This window comes from Paraburkholderia sp. 22098, assembly GCF_052045935.1.
Taxonomy (GTDB): Bacteria; Pseudomonadota; Gammaproteobacteria; order Burkholderiales; family Burkholderiaceae; genus Paraburkholderia; species Paraburkholderia caledonica.
Map to the genome: position 1 here is coordinate 41,858 of NZ_JBQEPV010000003.1, position 21,744 is coordinate 63,601.

Here is a 21,744-nt window from a genome sequence, read left to right on the forward strand (position 1 = left end):
CCATGTCAGACATGCTCAACACTCCTGCCGGCGGCTGCGGCTCCGGCAACTGCGCGTGCAAATCGCAAGCGCAAGCACAATCGCGCACCCCGCGCTCCTACTTCGACGACACCGACTACGGCACGCCCGAGCGTCACGCCGACATCGACGTGACACTGGAAATCGACGGCCAGGCGGTAACGGTGCCGGCCGGCACGTCGGTCATGCGCGCCGCTATCGAAGCCGGCGTGAATGTGCCGAAGCTCTGCGCGACCGATTCGCTGGAACCGTTCGGCTCGTGCCGCCTGTGTCTTGTCGAGATTGAAGGCAAGCGCGGCTATCCGGCCTCGTGCACGACGCCGGTCGAAGCCGGCATGAAGGTGCGCACGCAGAGCGATCGTTTGCAATCGCTGCGCCGCAACGTGATGGAACTGTATATCTCCGATCACCCGCTCGATTGCCTGACCTGCCCCGCGAACGGCGACTGTGAACTGCAGGACATGGCGGGCGTTACCGGCCTGCGCGAAGTGCGTTACGGTATCGACGGCGCAAATCACCTGCAGGACAAGAAGGACGAATCGAATCCGTACTTCACGTACGATCCGGCGAAATGCATCGTCTGCAATCGCTGCGTGCGTGCATGTGAAGAAACCCAGGGTACGTTCGCGCTGACCATCGCGGGGCGCGGTTTCGAATCGCGCGTGGCGGCGAGCGAAAACCAGCCGTTCATGGAATCGGAATGCGTGTCGTGCGGCGCGTGCGTCTCCGCGTGCCCGACCGCCACACTTCAGGAAAAGACCGTGGTCATGCTCGGCCAGGCCGAACATTCGGTCGTCACCACCTGCGCGTATTGCGGCGTCGGCTGCTCGTTCAAGGCGGAAATGAAGGGTAACCAGGTCGTGCGCATGGTGCCGTTCAAGAACGGTCAGGCGAATGAAGGCCACGCGTGCGTGAAGGGCCGCTTTGCATGGGGCTATGCGACGCACAAGGACCGCATCACCAAGCCGATGATCCGCGCGAAAATCACCGATCCGTGGCGCGAAGTTAGCTGGGAAGAAGCGATCAATTACGCAGCTTCCGAATTCCGCCGCATCCAGGCTAAGCATGGACGCGATTCGATCGGCGGCATTACATCGTCGCGTTGTACGAACGAAGAAACGTATCTGGTGCAGAAGCTCGTGCGGGCCGCGTTCGGCAACAACAACGTGGACACCTGCGCACGCGTCTGCCATTCGCCGACCGGCTATGGCCTGAAGACGACGCTCGGCGAATCGGCGGGCACGCAGACGTTCGCCTCGGTCGATAAGGCCGACGTGATCATGGTGATCGGCGCGAATCCGACCGAAGGCCATCCGGTGTTCGGCTCGCGTCTGAAGCGCCGCGTGCGCGAAGGCGCGAAACTGATCGTGGTCGATCCGCGCCGCATCGATATCGTCGATACACCGCACGTCAAGGCGTCGCATCATTTGCAATTGCGTCCGGGCACGAATGTCGCCATCGTCAACGCGCTCGCTCACGTCATCGTGACCGAAGGGCTGCTGAACGAAGCATTTATCGCCGAGCGCTGCGAGGGACGCGCGTTCGACCAATGGCGCGATTTCGTCGCGCTTCCGGAGAATGCGCCTGAAGCAACGGAAGCCGTGACCGGCGTGCCGGCCAAAGACGTGCGCGAAGCCGCGCGCATCTATGCAACGGGCGGCAATGCCGCGATCTACTACGGCCTCGGCGTCACTGAACACGCGCAGGGTTCCACGATGGTGATGGGCATTGCGAACCTCGCGATGGCCACCGGCAACATCGGCCGTGAAGGTGTCGGCGTCAATCCGCTGCGCGGCCAGAACAACGTGCAGGGTTCGTGCGACATGGGCTCGTTCCCGCACGAGCTGCCGGGCTATCGACACATCAGCGATACGATCGTGCGCTCGCAGTTCGAGGACGCGTGGAATGTCACGCTGCAAACCGAACCGGGTCTGCGCATTCCGAACATGTTCGAAGCAGCACTCGACGGCAGCTTCATGGGCCTGTATTGCCAGGGCGAAGACATCGTACAGTCGGACCCGAACACGCACCACGTGGCCGCTGCGTTGTCGTCGATGGAATGCATCGTCGTACAGGACATTTTCCTGAACGAGACCGCGAAGTATGCGCATGTGCTGCTGCCCGGCTCGACGTTCCTCGAAAAAGACGGCACGTTCACGAATGCGGAGCGCCGCATCTCGCGCGTGCGCAAGGTCATGCCGCCGGTGCCGGGCTACGCCGACTGGGAAGTCACGCTGCTGCTTTCACGCGCACTCGGCTATGAAATGGACTACGCGCATCCGTCCGAGATCATGGACGAAATCGCGCGTCTCACGCCGACCTTCCACGGCGTGTCGTACAAAAAAATCGACGAACTCGGCAGTGTCCAGTGGCCTTGCAACGAAGAGGCGCCCGACGGCACGCCGACCATGCACATCAATACGTTCGTGCGCGGCAAGGGCAAGTTCGTGATTACGAAGTTCATCGCGTCGCCGGAAAAAGTCACGCGCAAATTTCCGCTGCTCCTCACCACCGGGCGCATTCTGTCGCAGTACAACGTGGGTGCACAAACGCGCCGCACGGAGAACTCGCGCTGGCACGACGAGGACCGCCTCGAACTGCATCCGCACGACGCGGAAGAACGCGGCATCAAGACCGGCGACTGGGTCGGCATCGAATCGCGCGCGGGACAGACCGTGTTGCGTGCGAAGGTCACCGAGCGGATGCAGCCCGGCGTCGTCTATACGACGTTCCACTTCCCCGAATCGGGCGCGAACGTGATTACGACCGACAGCTCGGACTGGGCGACCAACTGTCCGGAATACAAGGTCACAGCGGTGCAGGTGATGCCGGTCGAACAGCCGTCGCAATGGCAGAAAGAGTATTCGCGCTTTAACGCGGAGCAACTCGAACTGCTGAAGCAGCGCGAGATGGCCAACGCGACCGCAGGTAAGTGAGGCGAGCCATGGACACACAGAATCTGATCGACATGGCAAACCGCATCGGCGACTTTTTCGATTCGATGCCGGACCGGGAAGAAGCGGTGACAGGCGTCGCCGACCACATCCGCCGCTTCTGGGAGCCGCGCATGCGGCGCGCGTTGCTCGCGGCGCTCGATAACCCGGACGCAAGCGGCATCGCGATGTCGGCGATCGTCAGGGAAGCACTCGTCAAACACCGCGAACGCCTGACGCCTGCGGAGCCGTCAATCGCCTGAAGCGGCATGTAGCGGGTCGCGCGTTCTACCCGATCTGCACGTAAAGGCGGCGGCTCCAACCGGGGCAGCCGCCCGCCGCAGCTTTACACGGCTGTCTGCTCCGGTACCTGTCCGCCAACCGTGAACCACGCTTCGCAATGCCGCAAGAGGCCATTCAGGTCCGAGCCGGTGCGCCCGCGCGCGCTGATGTAGCCGTCGGGCCGCAGAAGATAGAACGACGGCCGCGTTCGTCCATACGACTCGGCTAGCGACGGACCGCCGTCGCCGGTCGTATCCGTCACGCGCCAGATGCGCACCGCGCCTGGCAACAATCTCTCCATGTCGGCCACGAGACGCTCGAACTCGGCGTCGCGCGGCGGCTCGTGCTTTGCATCCGGATCGAGCGGCTTTTCGTCGACGGGCAATGGCGGCACGAGCACGAACAGCGAAAAAAACGCGGGGTCGTGCAGATCGAAAATGCAGCCGATGCCAGGCGCGCGTCCGAGCGGACCGTCGACCACGTGCACCACCGCATCCGGCGCGCGCTCGCCCGCGCGCGGGCCGCCGTCGAGCACGCGTTCGAGCGTGAGCGGACTGCGGCGGTACTGGACCGACAATTCGCTGATCGTGAGCCGCGCGGCGTCGCGCAACGGACCGAGCGCGGCGAGAACCGGCATCACGCGCTCGCGCAGCAGCTTGAGCGGCCCATGATCCGCCTCGGCCATCTGCGTGATGAAGCCGGTTTGCCGCAGCACGTCGCGCTCAATGGGATGCCGTTCGAGATGGTAGGTGTCGAGCAGGCGATCGGGCGCCGCGCCCTTCAGAACGCGCGCGAGCTTCCAGCCGAGATTGAACGCTTCCTGCATGCCGGTGTTCATTCCCTGCGCGCCGGCCGGACTATGCACGTGCGCGGCGTCGCCGGCAAGGAAGACGCGCCCCACGCGCAGCCGCTCGACCATCCGGCTGTTCAGGTGGAAATACGAGGACCACGCCAGTTCCGAGACATCGACGCGTTCATGCACGCGCCTCGCGAGCAGTGCCTTGCATTCGTCGATCGACGGTCCGGGTGCGCGATTGAGCGGCGGTTCGCCGAGCACTACCGGCGACACCGGCGCGGCTTCGGCGACGCGCTCGACTGCGTGATCCGCGATCAGCCGATGCCGGCCGTGGCCCATTGGAAAGAGTGCGACGAGACCTTCGCCGGAAGCGAAGATGTGGAATTCGTCCTCGGGCCAGTCCGTCTCGGCGTGCAGATCGGCAAGCAGGAAAGTCTGCTCGAGCGTCTTGCCCTCGAAGCTCAGTCCGAGGCCATGGCGGATCATGCTGTGCGCGCCGTCCGCGGCGATCATGTAGGACGGACGCAAGGTTTGCGTGTGACCGTCGGCGCGCCGCAGCGTCGCCTGAATGCCGGCCGAGCCTTGTGTGAACATCGTGAGTTCGACGCCCCGCTCGACCGTGACGCCGAGCGTCGCGAGATGCTCGGTCAGCAGACGCTCGGTCACCGACTGATCGAGAAACAGCAGATACGGATAGCGCGTGTGCAGCGGATCGAAGTCGAGTTGCGCGAGGCGCATGCCGTGCGAAAACAGATTGGCGACGCGGGCGCGATGGCCCAGTTCGAGAAACCGCTCGACGAGCCGATGCTGCTCGAGCAGTTCGAGTGTGCGCGCCTGAATGCCGATTGCCCGCGAATAAGGGTTCGGCTGCATCGCGCGGTCGATCAGACGCACGGGAATATGAGCGCGTGCGAGGCTCATCGCAGCAGCGAGGCCGGTCGGACCCGCTCCGACGATCAGGACCGGCGACGCATTATCAGCAGCAGCGTCCATGCGAAACTCCGCAGAGCACAGTGCGCTCTAGTGTACGCCCCGAGCCCCCGGGCTGAACGGCGCGGTGCATCAATTGCGAGGTGTATCGCGCAGAGCCGGGCTTGTCGTAGACCGGCACTGCGGCGTTGTGCTGTGGCGGGTCAGTGCTTCAGTGTTTCCGCGGGCTGCTGCGTCGGCAGATGTCAGTGCTGCTCTGCCGGATGTTCCATCGCGCAACGATGACTGGTCGTGCCGAGGTCGACTTGCAGCGTCGCGTGTTGCATCGAAAAGCGTTCCCGCAACGCGAGCACGATGCCATCGAGCCGCTCGTCGCCAGGATGCCCGGCCGGCATCACGAGGTGCACGCTGAGCGCGTTGCCGGTGGTCGACAGCGCCCACACGTGCAGATCGTGCACGCCCTCGACGCCGGGCAGGTCTGCCAGATAATCGCGGATGCTCTGCAGGTCGACGCCTGACGGCACCGCATTGAGCGCGAGCCTCACCGAATCGCGCAACAGACCCCAGGTCCCGTAGACGACGACCGCGACCACCAGCAGGCTCATCAACGGGTCGAGCCACGTCCAGTTGGTATAGAGAATCACGAGACCGCTTATGGCCACCGCAGCGGACACACCGGCATCTGCTGCCATATGCAGGAAGGCGCCGCGGATGTTGAGGTCTTCTTTCTGGCCACGCATGAAGAGCCACGCGGAAATCCCGTTCACGACAACGCCCACGGTCGCAACGACGAACACGGCGAGCCCTGCGACCGGCGCCGGATTCATCAGGCGGCCGATTGCTTCGGCGACGATCACGCCGCAGGCGAACAACAGGAGCGCCGCATTGGCCAGCGACGCGAGAATCGACGAGCTGCCGTATCCGAATGTGTAACGTGCGGAAGGACGGCGCGTCGTGAGCCAGGCGGCGCCCCAGGCGAGCAGCAGGCCGAGTACGTCGGACAGGTTGTGACCGGCGTCGGCGAGCAGCGCGGTCGAGTGCGCGAGCACGCCATATAGCGCCTGAATCACGACGATCGCGACATTCAGAGCGACAGCCAGCGCGAATGCGAAGCCGTGGCCGGCGACGGGCGTGTGGTGGTGATGGTGGTGGCCTGCGTGGGCGTGGCTGTGTCCGTGGCTGTGGCCACCGCCGTGACCGTGACTGTCGTCGTGGCCGTGGTCATGGCTCTGGCCGTGACTGTGGTCGTGGCCATGACTTGGGTCGTCGCTGACGCTGCGGCCGTGGTTGTGGCTGGCGGCATGAGTATGATCGCGGCCGTCCCCATGGCCGTCCTGTTCAAACCCACGAGCAGAACGCTCCCCCGCTACAACCCCGCGATCACTGTCCTCATGAACCTGCGCGCCGGCAACGCGACTCTGCTCGTTCGCGACGTCGTTGTTATCCGACGCGTCGAGCCACACCGGGGCGTGTTCGTCTTCCCTTTCTTCGATTTTCTTCATGGCAGATCCAATGCGTCATCACGGGCGGGTTCGGCCACGTGTTCAAGCATGCCGGCCAGCATCGTGCTGATGTGGCGGTCGGCGGCGAGATAGAACACCTGCTTGCCCTGCCGCTGCGCTCGCACGATTCGCGCCGCGCGCAGCAGCCGCAAATGATGGCTCACGAGCGACGGCGACAGATTCAGTTCCTCGGCAATGGCACCCACCGCCCGGCGTTCGTCGACGCAAGCCAGCACGATGCGCAAGCGCGTCGGATCGCCCAGCAGGCGAAACAGGTCGGCGAGCGGCGCGATCCTGTCCGCCAGGCGCGGTTCGAAACTTGCCGGCGAAGGCGGCAAGGGCGGCGAAGCCGTAGCGGGAATCATGGGCGGCAGATATATGAACAGGTGTTCACATGTTAGCGAAACAGTCACGCCGGGTCAAACCGGGGTGCGAGTCTGCGAGTGTGGGAAAATGCGGCCTTTGCCTCACCCGACTACCATCCCCGTCATGCAACCTGTATTTGACCGCGCTTTCGCGGCGCATCGTGACGGCCGGCTCGAAGATGCCGAACGCGGCTACCGCGCGACGCTCGACGGCAACCCGGTGCACGTCGATGCGCTGCACCTGCTGGGCGTGCTGCGCCACCAGCAGGGCCAGCACGCCGAGGCCGCCGAACTCGTGCGGCGCGCGGTAGACCTGCGCCCGCAAGACGCTGCGCTGCAACTGAACCTCGGCAACGCGCTGAAGGCGCTCGGCCAGATCGACGAAGCCATCGACCAGTTCCGCAACGCTCTTACGCTCGCGCCGTCGTTCCCTATGGCGCACTACAACCTCGGCAACGCCTACACGGCGGCAGGTCGTCACGAAGACGCCGCGGACGCATTCCGCCGCTCGTTGCGCCTGCAGCCGGACGACGCCTCGTCGCATAACAATCTGGGCAACGCATTGCACGCGCTCGGTCGTCACGAGGAAGCCATCGCCTCGTTCCGGCGCACGCTGGAGTTGCGCCCAGGTCACGCCGGGGCGCTCAACAACATGGGCATGTCGCTCAATGCGCTCGGCCGCGCCAACGAAGCGATCCCCTGCTTCAAGGCTGCACTCGCCGCCGAGCCGCGCTTCGTCGCTGCGCATTTCAACCTCGCGAATACGTTCGACGCCACCGGCCGTCACGCAGAAGCGGTTGCCTCGTTCGAGGCGGCGCTTGCATTGCAGCCGAACCTGCCGCCCGCCATCTTCGGCATGGGCAACGCGCTGGCTGCGCTCGGGCGTCATGCTCAAGCGATACCGTATCTCGAACGCTCAGTCGGACTGGATCCGCAATTCGCGCTCGCGTGGCTGAGCCTTGGCACCGCACACCAGGCGCTGGGCGCGCACGCCACCGCCGTACGCGCATTCGATCAGGCGTTGCGCGTGCAGCCGGATCTCGCGTCCGCGCATATGAACCGGGCGCTAGCGTGGCTCGCGCTGGGCGACTTCGCGCGTGGGTTGCCTGAATACGAATGGCGCCTGCAAACGGTCGCCGAGCCGGCCATCGAAACCTTGCCGCGCTGGCACGGCGAGCCGGTCTCACAACGCACGCTGCTGATACACGCCGAACAGGGTTTCGGTGATACGTTGCAGTTCGTGCGCTTCGTCCCGCTGGCCGCGCAACGTGCGGCGCGTGTGGTGCTCGAAGTACAGCCGCAGTTGCTGCCGCTACTCGAGCCGGCCGCGCAGGCGTGGCGTGTGACGCTCATCCCGCGAGGCGCGCCGCGCCCCGCCGCTGATGTTCAGTGTCCGTTGCTGAGCTTGCCGCTCGCGCTCGGCACGACGTTGGACACGATTCCGGAGCGCACGCCCTATCTCACAGTGCCACCCGCGTACCGGCGAAAATGGCGCGGCTCGCTGGGCGGCCAGGCAAAGCGCAAGATCGGACTCGCGTGGTCGGGGCGCATCCACCAGAACGAAACGCGTTCCATGCCGCTCGCCGAGCTCGATCCGCTTTTCGCGATAGAAGGCATCGACTGGATCGTGTTGCAGCCCAATCTCAGTGCCGATGAATGCGCCGCGCTGGACGCGCATCCGCGAGCCGGGTCGATTCATCGGTTCGACAAGCGGATCGACGACTTCGCGGATACGGCGGCGATCATCGAACGCCTCGACGCGGTGGTGTCGATCGATACGTCAATCGCGCACCTTGCCGGCGCGCTGCGCAAGCCGCTCTGGCTGATGCTGCCGTTCGCGCCCGATTGGCGCTGGTGCGCCGACGACAAGCGCAGCCCGTGGTACGCCAGCGCGACACTGGTACGTCAGCCGCAGCCCGATGCATGGCGCGAAGTCGTGCAGGCGGTCGCAAACGAATTGCGCCGGGGCTAGCCGCCCGGTCGTGTGATTGCTACGGCAACAAAAAACCCCGCGGTCTGACGAGCGCGGGGTTTTTTGTTTTTGTTGCGTCGACGTCGCGAGCGACGTCAGCACACACTCAGAGTCATGCTGCTTTGTATTGATCGCGCGATTCAGGCGTGCGGTACAGCACGAGCGTTGCAATCAGCCCGCAGATCGCGGCCACGCCGAGGAACAGGCCCGGCGCCGCCTTGTTGCCGGTGGAATGGATCAGCAGCGTGGAAATGGCCGGCGTGAAACCGCCGATCGTCGTGGCAAGGCTGTACGCGAGCGAGAAGCCTGCGGTGCGCACTTCGACCGGCATGACTTCGGTCAGCGCCACGACCATCGCGCCGTTATAGCTGCCGTAGAGGAACGACAGCCACAACTCGACAGCGAGCAGGCGCGCGAACGACGGCTCCGCGACGAGCCATTGCAGCGCCGGGTACGCGGTGACGATGGTGAGCGCCGTAAAAGCGAGCAACACCGGACGACGGCCGATGCGATCCGACAGCGCGCCCGCGAGCGGCAGCCAGATCAGGTTCGACAGACCGATGCAGACGGTGACGACAAGCGTGTCGATCGACGACAGCTTCAGCACTTCCTTGCCGAAGGTCGGCGTATAAGCCGTGATCATGTAGAAGGACACAGTGGTCATGATCACCATGCCCATGCCGCCCAGCACGGTGCCCCAGTTCGCGGCCATGGTCTTCATGATCTCGCCCATTCCCGGACGATGCTTGCGCGCCGAGAACTCCTCGGTTTCCTTCAACGAGCGGCGAATCATGAACAGAAACGGCACGATCAGGCAGCCGATCAGGAACGGCACGCGCCAGCCCCATGCGCTCATCTGGTCGGCGGGCAGCATCTTGTTGAGCATCACGCCGAGCAGCGCGGCGAACACCACGGCAACTTGCTGGCTGCCCGACTGCCACGCGCAATAGAAGCCTTTGTTGCCTTTGGTGGCGATCTCCGACAGATACACCGACACCCCGCCCAGTTCCACGCCCGCGGAAAAGCCTTGCAGCAAACGACCCAGCAGCACGAGCACCGGGGCAAGCAGGCCGATCGTCGCGTAGCCGGGAATGGACGCTACGGTCAGCGTGCCGAGCGCCATCAGGCCCAGGGTGAGGATCAGCCCCTTGCGGCGACCGTGATGGTCGATATAAGCGCCGAGGACAATCGCGCCGAGCGGCCGCATCAGGAAGCCCGCGCCGAATACCGACAGCGAAAGCATCAGCGACGCAAACTCGCTGCCGCTCGGAAAATAGGTCTTGGCAATCGCGGACGCGTAGTAGCCGTAGACCATGAAGTCGTACATCTCAAGAAAGTTGCCGCTGACTACGCGGAACACTGTCTTGGCTTTGGATTCTTGCGACGAGGAGATAGCGTGTGACGCTGTTGACATGACGTTCTCTGATAAGCCCACGCCCGGCGAGCCGCGGCGATCTGGCAGTTGAAACGATCCGCGCCCGGTGAGAATGCGGATGCCACAGGCAAATGGTTGGCCGCAGGTTGGGCCGCGCCGGGGGCGCTGAATTCTGCGACCCAATACACTTTAGCGGTATCAGGGTAAACGTTGAGGTCCGCCGGAAACCGCGCCACAGCATGTTACCGTCGATACTGCTGTTGCGTATTCCCTACATTTTCATTACAGCCGGCTGCGCCACTCGCGACCGTTAGAATTGCAACTCGTCATTGCCGTGATGCCCTTCCCGATGCCAACCGCCTCTGCCCTTTCGCTGCGCCCCGCAACCATCGCCGACGCAGCGCTTATCGCGTCTATTCACAGCACGAGCTGGCGCGCCACTTATCGTGGTCTGTTGCCCGACGCTTTTCTGGACGGTGAAGTCACTCAGGAGCGCGCCGCCTATTGGGAAGCCCGCATGAGCGCGCCGGGCGGAGAGCGTCGCATGGTGGCGATTGCAGAACTGGGCGGCGAGCCCGTTGGCTTCGTATGCGTGGAGAGTCAACCGGAATCCGCGTGGGGCGTGCTGCTGGATAACCTGCATGCACTGCCGGAGCATCAGGGCATTGGCGTCGGCAGACTGCTGATGCGCGCCGCCGAAGACTGGGCTCGCGCGCAGGGTGAGACCCAACTCTATTTGTTCGCGTTAGAGGGCAATCTGCCGGCTATCGGTTTCTACGAACGGCAAGGCTGGCAGTATGTCGGCGCAGAGCCGGATCGCATGGGCGGCGTGGATATCACGGCGCTGCGCTATGTTTATCGGTTGGACAAGTCGAGCGCTTGAGTTGCGTCTTGAGTTGCGTCTTGAGCTGCGTGTTGAACTGCGTCTTGAGCGCTGCAATCCCGGACAGATCTGCACTCACGTTGCGAAGCGTCTGAGCGTTGCCGGTTTCGTTCGGGCGCATCATGCTTTCTTCCCGACGATGGCTTTCCTGCTGAAGTGCTGATGCATTCGCGGAGGCTCATGCGCGTCCCTGCGCTTTTGCGCGTGGACGCATGAAGCGTTTTCCGCTTCGCGTACTGCTCCGAGGCCATCGTCTCTCCGACCTACGGGACGCCAGGCGGCGTCCGTCCCCGAGGCGCTGGAAGAGATCGATGCCCACCACACCTTTAACCATAATTGACGGCGCGATGGCGTTGCCCCGCTCCCGCCCGTTCAATGATGTGCCGGCGCCCTTCGGCCGCGGGTGGACGTTGCTCGCGCCATGCCACCGCGTGGATAAAGGGCTGCACGGGCTTTACGGAGCGGCCCTCAAGACATTTGACTTACGCGACCAGCCTATTCGCTCGTTCTGTCGATGGGTGGCGCCGAATCATCAGCTTGCCGACGTTAACGCGGCGATGACTATGGGCGCCAGGATACCGGAGGCAGTGGGCGAGCATGAGGCGGAGGCGTTGCCACTTCGGGGCGGCTTGCCTCCGGGGCACTCCGTTCTCACGGACAGTCTGGCTGCGCCTGAGGCTCCCCCTTTTCAGCATGCCTTTGCGCCAGTGAAAGCGCATGTCGCAGGACCCGCGGCACGCGCGCCCCTCATGCCGCGGTGGGCCTTGGCGAGTGGCGCCTGCGCGTTGAGCGGCGCCGCACTGCTCGCATGGACGGCGCTCGGCCATGTCGACGTCCGTGGTCCGCGCAATAGCAACCCTACGAAGCGGGCTGACATAGCTGTTGTCGAGCGCGAGACGCCGGCCGCGCAGATTCCGCGGCGCGATACCGTTGACGTTTCGAACAGCGTCGCCGAAATAGCAAACATGAGCGGTGCAAGCGCTGTTTCTGTACGGCAGCATGCGCAAACCGCATCGGCGTCCGGCACGGCCCGGACCGTTGCTCCGGGCAACTCGACGCTGCACTCGCCGACAACCGCGTCGATCGAAACGCACCGGTCAGCGACCATCGTCCGCACACGCACGCCGGTTGCCGAGAGGAATGACGGCGATCGCCGGACCCTGTATGGACATCGCCCGAGAGCTGACGCTGTGAACCATCGCCGGCATGCAGTCGACAGCGCGTCGACTATCGCAATGTCACCGCCTGTAACGCGGATGTTCGTCAAACCGTCGGTTGCGGGCTCATACTCGCCGCCCGCGCCGACGCAGCCAGGCACGAGCGACTACACGTTTGTCGACATGTCCGCGAGCACTCGGCATGGCAGCTCGACTCAGCAGGCGCAGCAGGCACCATCCGCGAATCTGGACGGGAGCGCCGGGCAGCAGTGGAGCGCCCGTCTCACACATCGGCGAGTGACGGAAGCCCCAGATCAATTCATCAAATAGCCACGGGAACGGCGGCATAAAAAAGCCCGGCTACCAAAGCCGGGCTTCCTCCGCATTCAAGCGCATTTACTTCTGGCCTGCCAAGCCCATTTCGGTCTGCCGTTGCAATTGCATGACCTGACCTTGCACCTGCCGCAGTTGCGCCTGCGCCCGCTCCTTCTCCTCGCGTAACGCGGCGGCTTCGTTTAGCGTTTGACGCTGGTAGTCGTTGACCTTGGCCTGCTGGGTGCGGGCGACTTCGAGGTCGGCTTGCAGGCGCTTCGCACGATCTTCGGATAGCGCGATAGTGTCCTCTATGTATGCCTTCTGCGCCTGCAACTGCGTCCGGTGAATCTCTACCTCAGCCAACTGCGCGGTTTGCTGTACGAATCCCGCGTAAATCGCTTCAGCCCGGCCCGCGTCCGCCGACTTGATTACCCGCCAGAAATGCTTGTCCTGAAACAACGCGACGTAGTACGTCATCTCGCGAGGATAAAAGAAAAGGCTCGCGCCATAACTGCCGTTGTACGTGGTGCGCAATTCGCTCAGCTTCGTGTCCTGAATCATTTGCATTAACTCGGCCACGTTGCCTTGCGCGTCGCCAGACATCGGCGACTCGGGCGATGCAGCGGACTGCGCCAACGAACTCGATGCGCCTGGCGCAAGCGACACAGCCGAGGCCGAGGCGCCCCCCGACGCCGCGTCGCGCAACGCAGCGACGACAGGCTGCGGCGTCAGAGTGTTCATGGCCGGCCGCGTGCCGACCATGGGTGCGGCCATTTCGCCTTGCGCGGCCAGCACGAACCCGCCATGCTGCAACAGCGCACACGAAGTCGCGAGCAGCATGGCGCGCCGTATCAATAAGGTGTACTTCATACGTGCATGCTCCATGCGGATCCAGAAAACAGCTTTGGATTATCGCGCGGATTGTCGCTTAAGCGAAGCATTGAAGCGTCGCAAAATTGGACTTTAAATTGAGATAAAACTACGTTCTCCGAAAGACATGACATGCCCGCCTATCGCGAAATAAAACATATCTGGATAAGGCTTGAGACGCAGGAAAAATATGGCGTCAATCGACAAGACGTTAGGCCCAGACGCCACGCGCAAGTGATAACGGCGAGCGCATAAATAACAAGGCGCCACTTACGCAGTGGCGCCTCTGACGAATCACATTTTCCAGCACCGGGCCTCGTCGGCAATACGCAAGCGCGAACTGCCGTAACCCATGCCTAGAAGCGCGTTTCGCGCGCCACTCGCAGGAATGTATCCAGCAGCGGCGTGCAATCGAGCAACTCAGGACCGCCCGCGCGATGGAACTCGGGATGCCATTGCACACCCATCACGAAAGGCGCGCGCCGGTAGCGCACGGCTTCGATAATGCCGTCCGATGCCGACACCGCCTCGATATTCAGATCGCGGCCGAGCGTCTTGACCGCCTGATGGTGAATCGAGTTGACGATCGCATCGCGTCGGGCGGGGAACATATTGGCGAGCGTCGAGCCGTCGGGGAAATGAATGGCGTGCCGATGCTGATCGTAATCTTCGTTCACGTGCGCACCGGCGGTCGGCACGTCGGTGGCGATATCCTGATACAGGGTCCCGCCGAACGCCACGTTGATCAGCTGGCAACCGCGGCACACGCCGAGCACCGGCTTGCCAGACTCGATGAATTCATGCAGCAGTTCGAGCTCGTACATGTCGCGCACGCGGTCGCCGGGCCATTCGGGACTTGTCGCCGCCTCCGCATACGATTGGGGCGAAACGTCCGCGCCGCCTTGCAGCAACAGGCCGTCGAGATGCTTCGCGTAGTCGCGCAAACGGATGTTGCTCGGATGCAGCATGCCCTGGTGTCCGACGGTCGGAATCATGAAGACCAGCACGTCGCGCGACATCACCCAGTGCGCAATTGACTCCTCGAGATATTGCAGCGTCTTGCCGCGCAGCCCTTTCGCCCCCGGCTCCGGGTGAAAGATTCGCGCCGATACGCCGATGCGCAGCGTGCGCTGCGTGATCCGCTGACCGGCCCGATCGAACAGCTGCCGCGCGCGCGCCGCGATGATGCGGCCAAACACGGACCACGCCGAGTCCGTCTGCTTCAGATAGCGCGGTGGCGACGGCGGCAACGCATTCGGCGGCGGCGGGTTGGTCGCGGTGAAATCGGGCGCGGCGCCGAAGCCCGGCGGCGGCGAACCAGCCGGACGCGCGGCGGATGCAGCGGCGTCTTCGGCGGCGAGCACGTCGTCGGCCGAAGTGATGAGTTCGCCTTGAATCGGTTCACTGGTCAGCGGCGTCGCGCTATGAGTGGACGGAACTTCGCGGCCGCGAACCGGGCGCGCGTCGCGCTCATGAACCGCGGCCTCCTGCTTCGCGGTGGAAGCCGCGGCGGAACTGCGCGCCTCGGCCGCGTCGCGTTGCTGGGCGGTCCGTTTGACGACCGGCGTAACGGTGGACGCGCTTTCGGGGTCGTCAGTCGATGACCTCACAGCCGCCTCCGACGAAGCGGCCGGCGCCGTGACCGATGCCGTGACTGGCACAGACGACGGCGCCGCCTTCGACGCGACCGGATCTTTCACGGGCGACTGAATGGCGTCTTCATGCGAGAGGGGTAACGATGTGGTCGGCTCGGCCGGGGTTTGGCTGAAGCTTTCCGGCGATGCCGCAGGCGGCGTTGAACTGCCGGGTTGACCAGCGTTTTCGGGTTTGTTTTCGCTCATGACTGTTGGACAGGCGCCTTCCACGCGAACGAATGAATATGCCCTGATTATCCGCCAGCGTGCCTGACCCGGCAAACCCGCACACAATTGCTCACATTGTCGGGCCGCCTCGCGCAGTTCCGTCTAACTTAGGGATCCGGTTGTTCGTCAAAAGTTTCGCGCAGCGCGATCTGCATTGCCGCGTGAATCTTCACGCACCAGCGCCACACGAGCGCGAGCAGCAGCGCCGCGCAGATCAGCACCGCGGCGAGCAGGCCGGTGGGTGGCAGAATACCGCCCGAGAGCGCTGCGACGAGCAGAAACACGCCGACCATGCACACCACCGGCACGAGATCGGAGATCGCATAACGCAGCGCGCTGGTAAAGCGCCCGGCCGTCGCCGGCTGCACGCTCACCTCGGCGAGCAGCAACGCGAGTGACTTGGTCTTGCGATAAACCGCCACCAGAAACGGCATCGACACGAGCAGTGCGACGCTCCACAGCACGACGCGCTGCATCGGCTCGGAACTGACCCAACGCGTCAACACAGTACTGATGTAAGGCGCGCCGTAGGACACAATCAGAAAAATCGCGGCAACCAACGCGAGATTCACCGCGATCTGCAGGATGATTCGCCGCGTCATGCTGAAAAGCGTCGGCTCGCCGCTTTCTGTGCTGAGGCTGCTCAACCACTGGCTATACATGCCGAACACATTGACGAGCGTGCGCGGCATCGTGTCGGCGAAACGCCGCGTGAGCGGATCTGCAGCGCGTATCAGATAAGGCGTGAAAAGCGTCGTCAAAGCCGATACGGCCACCGCAATCGGATAAAGAAACGCGCTCGTCACCTTCAGCGTCAAACCGAGCGACGCGATGATGAACGAGAACTCACCGATCTGTGAGACCGTCATGCCGACGCGCATCGCCGTGCGGCCGTCCTTGCCCGCGAGAAAGGTGCCGAGCCCGCACGAGACGATCTTGCCGACGATGACCGCGACCGTGATGACGGCAATCGGCCAGGCATAGTCGACGAGCACCGTGGGATTCAGCATCAAGCCGATGGTGACGAAAAAGATCGCAGAAAACGCGTCGCGCAACGGCGCAATCAAATGCTCGATTCGATGCAGATGACGCGATTCGGCCATGATCGCGCCGATCAGGAACGCGCCCAGCGCAATGCTGTAGTCGAGCTTGACTGCCAGCAGGCAGAAACCGAAACAGAACCCGAGCACGGCGACGAGCAACATCTCGTCGCTGCGGGCACGCGCGACGTAATTCAGCGCGCGCGGCACGACGAGAATGCCGACAACCAGCGACACCGTCATGAACAGCAACAGCTTGCCCAGCGTGACAGCTGCAACGCCCGCGCTCAACTGCCCTGTTTGCGCGATGCCGGACAGCAGCACGAGCATTGCGATGGCGAGAATGTCTTCGACGATCAGAATGCCGAATACGAGTTGCGCGAAACTCTCGCGCTTCAGGCCAAGCTCAGACAACGCCTTGACGATGATGGTCGTCGACGAAATGGCGAGTATCGCGCCGAGGAACAACGAATCCATCGGGCTCCAGCCGAATGCGCTGCCGATCTCATAGCCTAGCCACAGCATCAATACGATTTCGGAGAGCGCCGCGACGATCGCGGTCGCGCCCACCTTGAAAAGCTTTCGCAGACTGAATTCGAGACCGAGCGAAAACATCAGGAACACAACGCCCAGTTCGCCCAGCGTCTTGATGGTCTGTTCGTCGTGGATCAGCTGAAACGGTGGCGTGTACGGCCCAATGATCACGCCCGCCGCGATATAGCCGAGCACCACCGGCTGCTTCAGGCGATGGAACAGCACGGTAACGACGCCGGCGAGCGCCATCACGACCGCCAGATCCTGAATGAAGCCGATGCCTTCATGCATGCGTCTTTCCCTTACAAAAAGTAATGTTCAAAGAAGCGCAGTGTAACAAACCATCTTCGGCGCCGCGGCTTGCGCGCCCGTCGGCGATCGGAAGCCAATGTTTTTGACACGCTGGACGCCTGTGAAATATCACAATAATATTTGCCGCATATCGTTCCGGAGTTCGCTCATGTTGCAGGTGTCTTTCAAGGTTGTAGACCGTTCCGGCGCCGAGCGCGCCATTTCAATCGATGTAAACCGCCTCACGATCGCCGGCTGGGCAGGCCGCGATCAGGCCGCAATCGAGCACCACATTGCCGAGCTTGCCGAACTCGGCGTGAAGCGCCCGTCCACTACGCCGTGCTTTTACCGTCTCGGCTCCGAACTGCTGACGCAAGCCGAACAGATCGACGTTGTCGGCACGAAGTCGAGCGGTGAAGCGGAATGCGTGCTGGTGCATTCCAGTGCGGGACTGCTCGTCACGGTCGGCTCCGATCACACCGACCGCGAAGTCGAGGCCTACGGCGTGACCGTCTCCAAGCAGGTGTGTCCGAAGCCGGTCGCGCGCGACGCGTGGCGATTCGAAGACGTCGCCGACCATTGGGATCAGCTCGAACTGCGCGCCTATGCGATCGCGAACGGCGAGCGCCGCGTGTATCAGCAAGGCAGCGTCGCCTCGCTGCTCCCGGCCGCCGACCTGCTCGCGCGCGCGCCGCTCGCACAAGGCGCGGCCATGTTCTGCGGCACGCTCGCGGTTCAAGGCGGCATTGTCGGTATGGTCGACGGCGACGCGCTCGAACTCGAATTGCACGACCCCGTACTGAACCGCACGCTGCGCCACGCCTACCGCGTGCGCGCGTTACCTGTTGTCGAATGAGCTATCGTTCAATGAGGCATTCATGAGCACCCCATTGCCATCCGCTGCCGACGCGTCCTCCGACGCCTCGCTCGAAGCCGCCGCCATCCACAAGATCACGTGGCGCATCATGCCGTTCCTGTTCCTTGTCTACGTGCTGTCGTATCTGGATCGCGTCAACATCGGTTATGCGAAGCTGCAGTTCACCGGCGATCTCGGACTTTCCAACGCCGCGTACGGACTGGGCGCGGGAATTTTCTTCTTCGGCTATTTCGTATTCGAGGTGCCGAGCAACCTGCTGCTGAAGAAATTCGGTGCGCGCGCCACCATCGCCCGCATCACGATGCTGTGGGGCCTGCTGTCGTGTCTGATGATGTTCGTACGCAGCGAGACCATGTTCTACGTGCTGCGCTTTTTCCTCGGCGTCGCCGAAGCCGGACTGGTGCCGGGCGTCGTGTTGTATCTGACTTTCTGGTTCCCGTCCGACCGCCGCGCGCGCATGGTCGCCGTGTTCATGGCTGCGATTCCGGTGGCGGGCATCATCGGCGCGCCGTTGTCGGGTTTCCTGATGTCGGCGCTGCACGAAGCGCACGGCTTGCGCGGATGGCAGTGGATGTTCCTGATCGAAGGCATTCCGTCGATTCTCGCCGGCTTCTGGGCGCTCGCCGTGTTGCGCAACACGCCCGCCGAGGCCCCGTGGCTGAGCGACGACGAAAAACGCGTAATCCTCGCCCGCATCTCGCGCGAGAATGCCGCGGCTGCGGCAGAAGGCGCCGAACATAGCCTCTCGGTCGCATTGCGTTCGGGCCGCTTCTGGCTGCTCACGCTGATCTACTTCTGCCTCGTCACCGGCAATGCGGGTTTTTCGTTCTGGCTGCCGCAGATCGTCAAAGACCTCGGCGTGACGAATCTCGTGACCAATGGCTTCGTTACCGCGATTCCGTATCTGGCTGCCGGTATCGGCATGATTCTGATCGGCCGTTCGTCGGATGTGACCGGCGAGCGCCGCTGGCATTACGCCGTGTGCTGTTTCATCGGCGCGGCGGGCCTGCTCGGCAGCGCGTCGGTTACGAACTCGATTCCGCTTGCCGTCACCGGTTTGTCGATTGCGTATATCGGCATTCTCGCGGGCTTCGGCATCTTCTGGTCGATGTCGACGAGCTTCCTGCAAGGCACCGCTGCGGTCGCCGGCATTGCGGTGATCAATTCGATCGCCAACCTCGCCGGTTATGTCAGCCCGTATGTACTCGGTATCGTGAAAGACGCGACGCATAGCGTGACGTTCGGGCTCGTGCTGATAGCGGGCGCGCTGATCGTGGGCGGCCTCGTCACACTGATGATGCCGCGTGTCAGAGTTCAGCACGCCGCGACAACGGTGGCGGGCAGCGCGTGAGGTATCAATAGTTGGTGTGGCGTGGCGGGCACGAGCCACCCTGACAGGCCAGGTTCACGCAGCTTGCATCGGACCGAAGCCCGCGCCCACCACGCCCGCGAAAAGCTCGCTCGACCTTGCTCTACAATGCGCGGACGACATCGTCCGCTCCTTCTTCACATGACGCTTTTGCAGACCGCCCGCCCTCCACGGCCCACCCGCGCGACCGCCAACGCGAGTCTCGCCGAACAGGCTTATGCGTTCGTCAAGCGCGAAATCATCACGATGCGTTTGCGGCCGAGCGAGGTGCTCAACGAAGCGGAGTTGATGGCGCTGACCGGCATCGGCAGGACGCCGGTGCACCAGGCGCTGCACCGGCTCGTGCACGAAGGGATGCTGACCATCATGCCGCGCAAGGGCATCATGGTGCGCCCGGTTTCACTCGACGACGTGCTTGCGATCATCGACGTGCGCCTCGTCAACGAGAGCTACTGCGTCGAACTCGCCGCGCGTCACGCGCAACAGCACGACTACGACGCGATGCAGACGCTGCTGGAGCGCTCGGCCGTGTGCGTCGCCGCGCACGACATAGAAGGCATGATGGACATTGACCGCGAGTTCCATCTGGCCATTTCGGCCGCCTCGCGCAACGCGGTGCTCGCCGACATTCTGCGCGGACTGCATGAGCGCTCGTTGCGCTTCTGGTTCATTTCACTCTCTGAGCCGCATCATCTCGAAGACGTTCACGAAGAACACCTCGAACTGTTCCGCCTGCTGCGCGAGCGCGACGCCGAAGGCGCGAAACGCTCGGTGCAGAAACATATCGAGGCATTCCGCGCGACGCTTTTCAACCGCATGTAGAACCCGCATGTAGGACCGTTACGTAAGCGGCTTCACGCAGACCAACTGGATCGAACGACATGGCCACTGAATTCACGCCCTTCCCGCCGCTTGCCCAGCTCGCCGCCGACCTTGCCGCGGGGCGCACCACGAGCCGCGCGCTCGTCGAAACCGCGCTCGAACGGATCGCCGATCCGGCCGGCCAGGGCGCGGTCGCCTTCATGCACGTCGATGCCGACGGCGCACGCCAGGCCGCCGATGCGCACGACCGTTTACGCGCCGCCGGCACGGTACTCTCGCCGCTCGCCGGCATCCCGGTCTCGGTAAAGGACCTGTTCGACATCGAAGGCCAGCCGACCCGCGCCGGCTCGACGGTGCTTGCCGACGCACCCGCCGCCACGCAGGACGCCGTGGCCGTCGCGCGCCTTAAGCGGGCGGGCGCGGTGATCGTCGGACGAACCAATATGAGCGAATTCGCGTTTTCCGGGCTCGGACTCAATCCGCACTACGGCAACCCGCTGTCGCCGTACCGGCGCGACGTAAAGGGCGACGAGCGGATCTCGGGGGGCTCGTCGTCGGGCGCGGCGGCTTCCGTCGCGGACGGCATGGCCGCCGTCGCGCTCGGCACCGACACGGGCGGCTCGCTTCGCATTCCGGCCGCGCTGTGCGGTCTGACCGGCTTCAAGCCGACCGCCGCGCGCGTTCCGAAGCAAGGCGGCGTGCCGCTTTCGCCGACGCTCGATTCGTTCGGCCCGATCGGCGTCTCGGTGGCGTGCTGCGCACTGGTGGACCGCATGCTCGCCGGGCTCGAACCGCGCGTGCCGGCTGCGCGGCCGCTCGAAGGCGTGCGCCTCGGCGTGCTGACCAACTACGTTACCGACAGCGTCGAGCCCGAGGTCGCGGCGGCCGTCGACACCGCGCTCAAGCACCTCGAAGCGGCCGGAGCCATTGTCAGCGAAGTGCGCTTTGCATCGCTCGACCGTCTGCCGGACATCAACCGCTTCGGCTTTTCGCCGATCGAAGCGTATGCGTGGCATCGTCCTTTGCTGGAGAAACACCGCGAACAATACGATCCGCGCGTGCTGGTGCGCATTCTCAAGGGCCAGCCGGCGAGCGCCGCCGACTATCTGGACCTGCTCGCCGAACGCGACGCGATGCTCGCCGAAGCGGCCCGCACGCTGTGGCAGCGCTTCGACGCGGTAGTGGCGCCGACCGTGCCGATACTGCCGCCGCGCGTCGCCGAACTCGTTTCCGACGACGACCTTTTCGGCCGCACCAACGCACTGATGCTGCGCAACCCGGGCGTGTTCAACTTCCTCGACGCCTGCGCGCTGTCGCTGCCTTGCCACCTGCGAGGCGACGCGCCGGTTGGCCTGATGCTGGCAGGCGCGCCGCACGCGGACGACGCGCTTCTCGCCATTGGCCGGGGCGCCGAAGCGGTGCTCAACGCGATTCGCTGAGCGGCGTCACGGTTTGCGTGCGGGTGTGGCGTCGTGTGGGCGGGGGTTCGCGCTAAAATCGCGGGCACTCGCCGTTTCCGCTGATTAGCGGCCACACAACAGCTACACAACC

At 63.9% G+C, this 21,744-nt stretch carries 15 protein-coding genes; 8 read left to right on the forward strand and 7 right to left on the reverse strand.

Features of this window, described 5'->3' with window-relative positions; translation table 11 throughout:
- Positions 1–2 precede the first annotated feature (2 nt).
- Positions 3–2,954, forward strand: coding sequence for a formate dehydrogenase subunit alpha (gene fdhF / locus ACTJLB_RS06870; RefSeq protein ID WP_440782863.1), 2,952 nt, complete (start codon positions 3–5; stop codon positions 2,952–2,954).
- An 8-nt stretch (positions 2,955–2,962) separates the two neighbouring features.
- Positions 2,963–3,214 carry a formate dehydrogenase subunit delta gene (locus tag ACTJLB_RS06875; RefSeq protein ID WP_020068993.1) on the forward strand — a complete coding sequence of 84 codons (252 nt, stop codon included), beginning with the start codon at positions 2,963–2,965 and terminating at the stop codon, positions 3,212–3,214.
- Positions 3,215–3,297: 83 nt separating this feature from the next.
- Here ACTJLB_RS06875 and ACTJLB_RS06880 read toward each other — a convergent pair whose 3' ends face one another.
- From ACTJLB_RS06880 to ACTJLB_RS06890, 3 genes are all read right to left on the reverse strand, one after another.
- Entirely contained in the window at positions 3,298–5,022 is a 1,725-nt protein-coding gene (locus tag ACTJLB_RS06880; protein WP_408130912.1) for an FAD-dependent monooxygenase, read from the reverse strand.
- A gap of 182 nt (positions 5,023–5,204) precedes the next feature.
- The gene (locus ACTJLB_RS06885; protein ID WP_440782864.1) at positions 5,205–6,461 is read right to left on the reverse strand and encodes a cation diffusion facilitator family transporter; all 1,257 of its coding nucleotides are present in this window, start codon (positions 6,459–6,461) and stop codon (positions 5,205–5,207) included.
- Positions 6,458–6,826 carry an ArsR/SmtB family transcription factor gene (locus ACTJLB_RS06890; protein WP_020068996.1) on the reverse strand — a complete coding sequence of 123 codons (369 nt, stop codon included), beginning with the start codon at positions 6,824–6,826 and terminating at the stop codon, positions 6,458–6,460. The genes ACTJLB_RS06885 and ACTJLB_RS06890 overlap by 4 nt, the downstream gene beginning before the upstream one ends.
- A gap of 124 nt (positions 6,827–6,950) precedes the next feature.
- Between ACTJLB_RS06890 and ACTJLB_RS06895 the strand changes: the two genes are divergently transcribed.
- Positions 6,951–8,798: a tetratricopeptide repeat protein gene (locus ACTJLB_RS06895; protein WP_440782865.1), complete on the forward strand. Its 1,848-nt coding sequence runs from the start codon at positions 6,951–6,953 to the stop codon at positions 8,796–8,798.
- A gap of 112 nt (positions 8,799–8,910) precedes the next feature.
- Here ACTJLB_RS06895 and ACTJLB_RS06900 read toward each other — a convergent pair whose 3' ends face one another.
- Positions 8,911–10,212, reverse strand: coding sequence for an MFS transporter (locus tag ACTJLB_RS06900; protein ID WP_027804790.1), 1,302 nt, complete (start codon positions 10,210–10,212; stop codon positions 8,911–8,913).
- 310 nt (positions 10,213–10,522) lie between these two features.
- Here ACTJLB_RS06900 and ACTJLB_RS06905 point away from each other — a divergent pair, with 310 nt between their 5' ends.
- Positions 10,523–11,056 carry an N-acetyltransferase family protein gene (locus ACTJLB_RS06905; RefSeq protein ID WP_440782866.1) on the forward strand — a complete coding sequence of 178 codons (534 nt, stop codon included), beginning with the start codon at positions 10,523–10,525 and terminating at the stop codon, positions 11,054–11,056.
- Between the two features lie 1,553 nt (positions 11,057–12,609).
- Here the strand turns inward: ACTJLB_RS06905 and ACTJLB_RS06910 are convergent.
- The 3 genes from ACTJLB_RS06910 to ACTJLB_RS06920 all read right to left on the reverse strand — a co-directional run bounded on the left by ACTJLB_RS06910 (position 12,610) and on the right by ACTJLB_RS06920 (position 17,125).
- Complete coding sequence (locus ACTJLB_RS06910) at positions 12,610–13,398, reverse strand: DUF2968 domain-containing protein (protein ID WP_392394234.1); 789 nt, start codon at positions 13,396–13,398, stop codon at positions 12,610–12,612.
- A 356-nt stretch (positions 13,399–13,754) separates the two neighbouring features.
- Positions 13,755–15,239, reverse strand: a complete 1,485-nt coding sequence (locus ACTJLB_RS06915) for a gamma-glutamyl-gamma-aminobutyrate hydrolase family protein (RefSeq protein WP_440782867.1) — start codon at positions 15,237–15,239, stop codon at positions 13,755–13,757.
- A 128-nt stretch (positions 15,240–15,367) separates the two neighbouring features.
- Positions 15,368–17,125: a cation:proton antiporter gene (locus ACTJLB_RS06920; protein WP_440782868.1), complete on the reverse strand. Its 1,758-nt coding sequence runs from the start codon at positions 17,123–17,125 to the stop codon at positions 15,368–15,370.
- Between the two features lie 169 nt (positions 17,126–17,294).
- Here ACTJLB_RS06920 and ACTJLB_RS06925 point away from each other — a divergent pair, with 169 nt between their 5' ends.
- The 4 genes from ACTJLB_RS06925 (at position 17,295) to ACTJLB_RS06940 (ending at position 21,632) form a co-directional block, all read left to right on the forward strand.
- Entirely contained in the window at positions 17,295–17,981 is a 687-nt protein-coding gene (locus tag ACTJLB_RS06925) for a DUF2848 domain-containing protein (RefSeq protein ID WP_440782869.1), read from the forward strand.
- A 22-nt stretch (positions 17,982–18,003) separates the two neighbouring features.
- Entirely contained in the window at positions 18,004–19,353 is a 1,350-nt protein-coding gene (locus tag ACTJLB_RS06930) for an MFS transporter (protein ID WP_027804793.1), read from the forward strand.
- A 159-nt stretch (positions 19,354–19,512) separates the two neighbouring features.
- The gene (locus ACTJLB_RS06935) at positions 19,513–20,193 is read left to right on the forward strand and encodes a GntR family transcriptional regulator (RefSeq protein WP_020069007.1); all 681 of its coding nucleotides are present in this window, start codon (positions 19,513–19,515) and stop codon (positions 20,191–20,193) included.
- A gap of 59 nt (positions 20,194–20,252) precedes the next feature.
- On the forward strand, positions 20,253–21,632 hold the full coding sequence (locus ACTJLB_RS06940; RefSeq protein ID WP_440782870.1) for an amidase: 1,380 nt from the start codon (positions 20,253–20,255) through the stop codon (positions 21,630–21,632).
- Positions 21,633–21,744 lie beyond the last annotated feature (112 nt).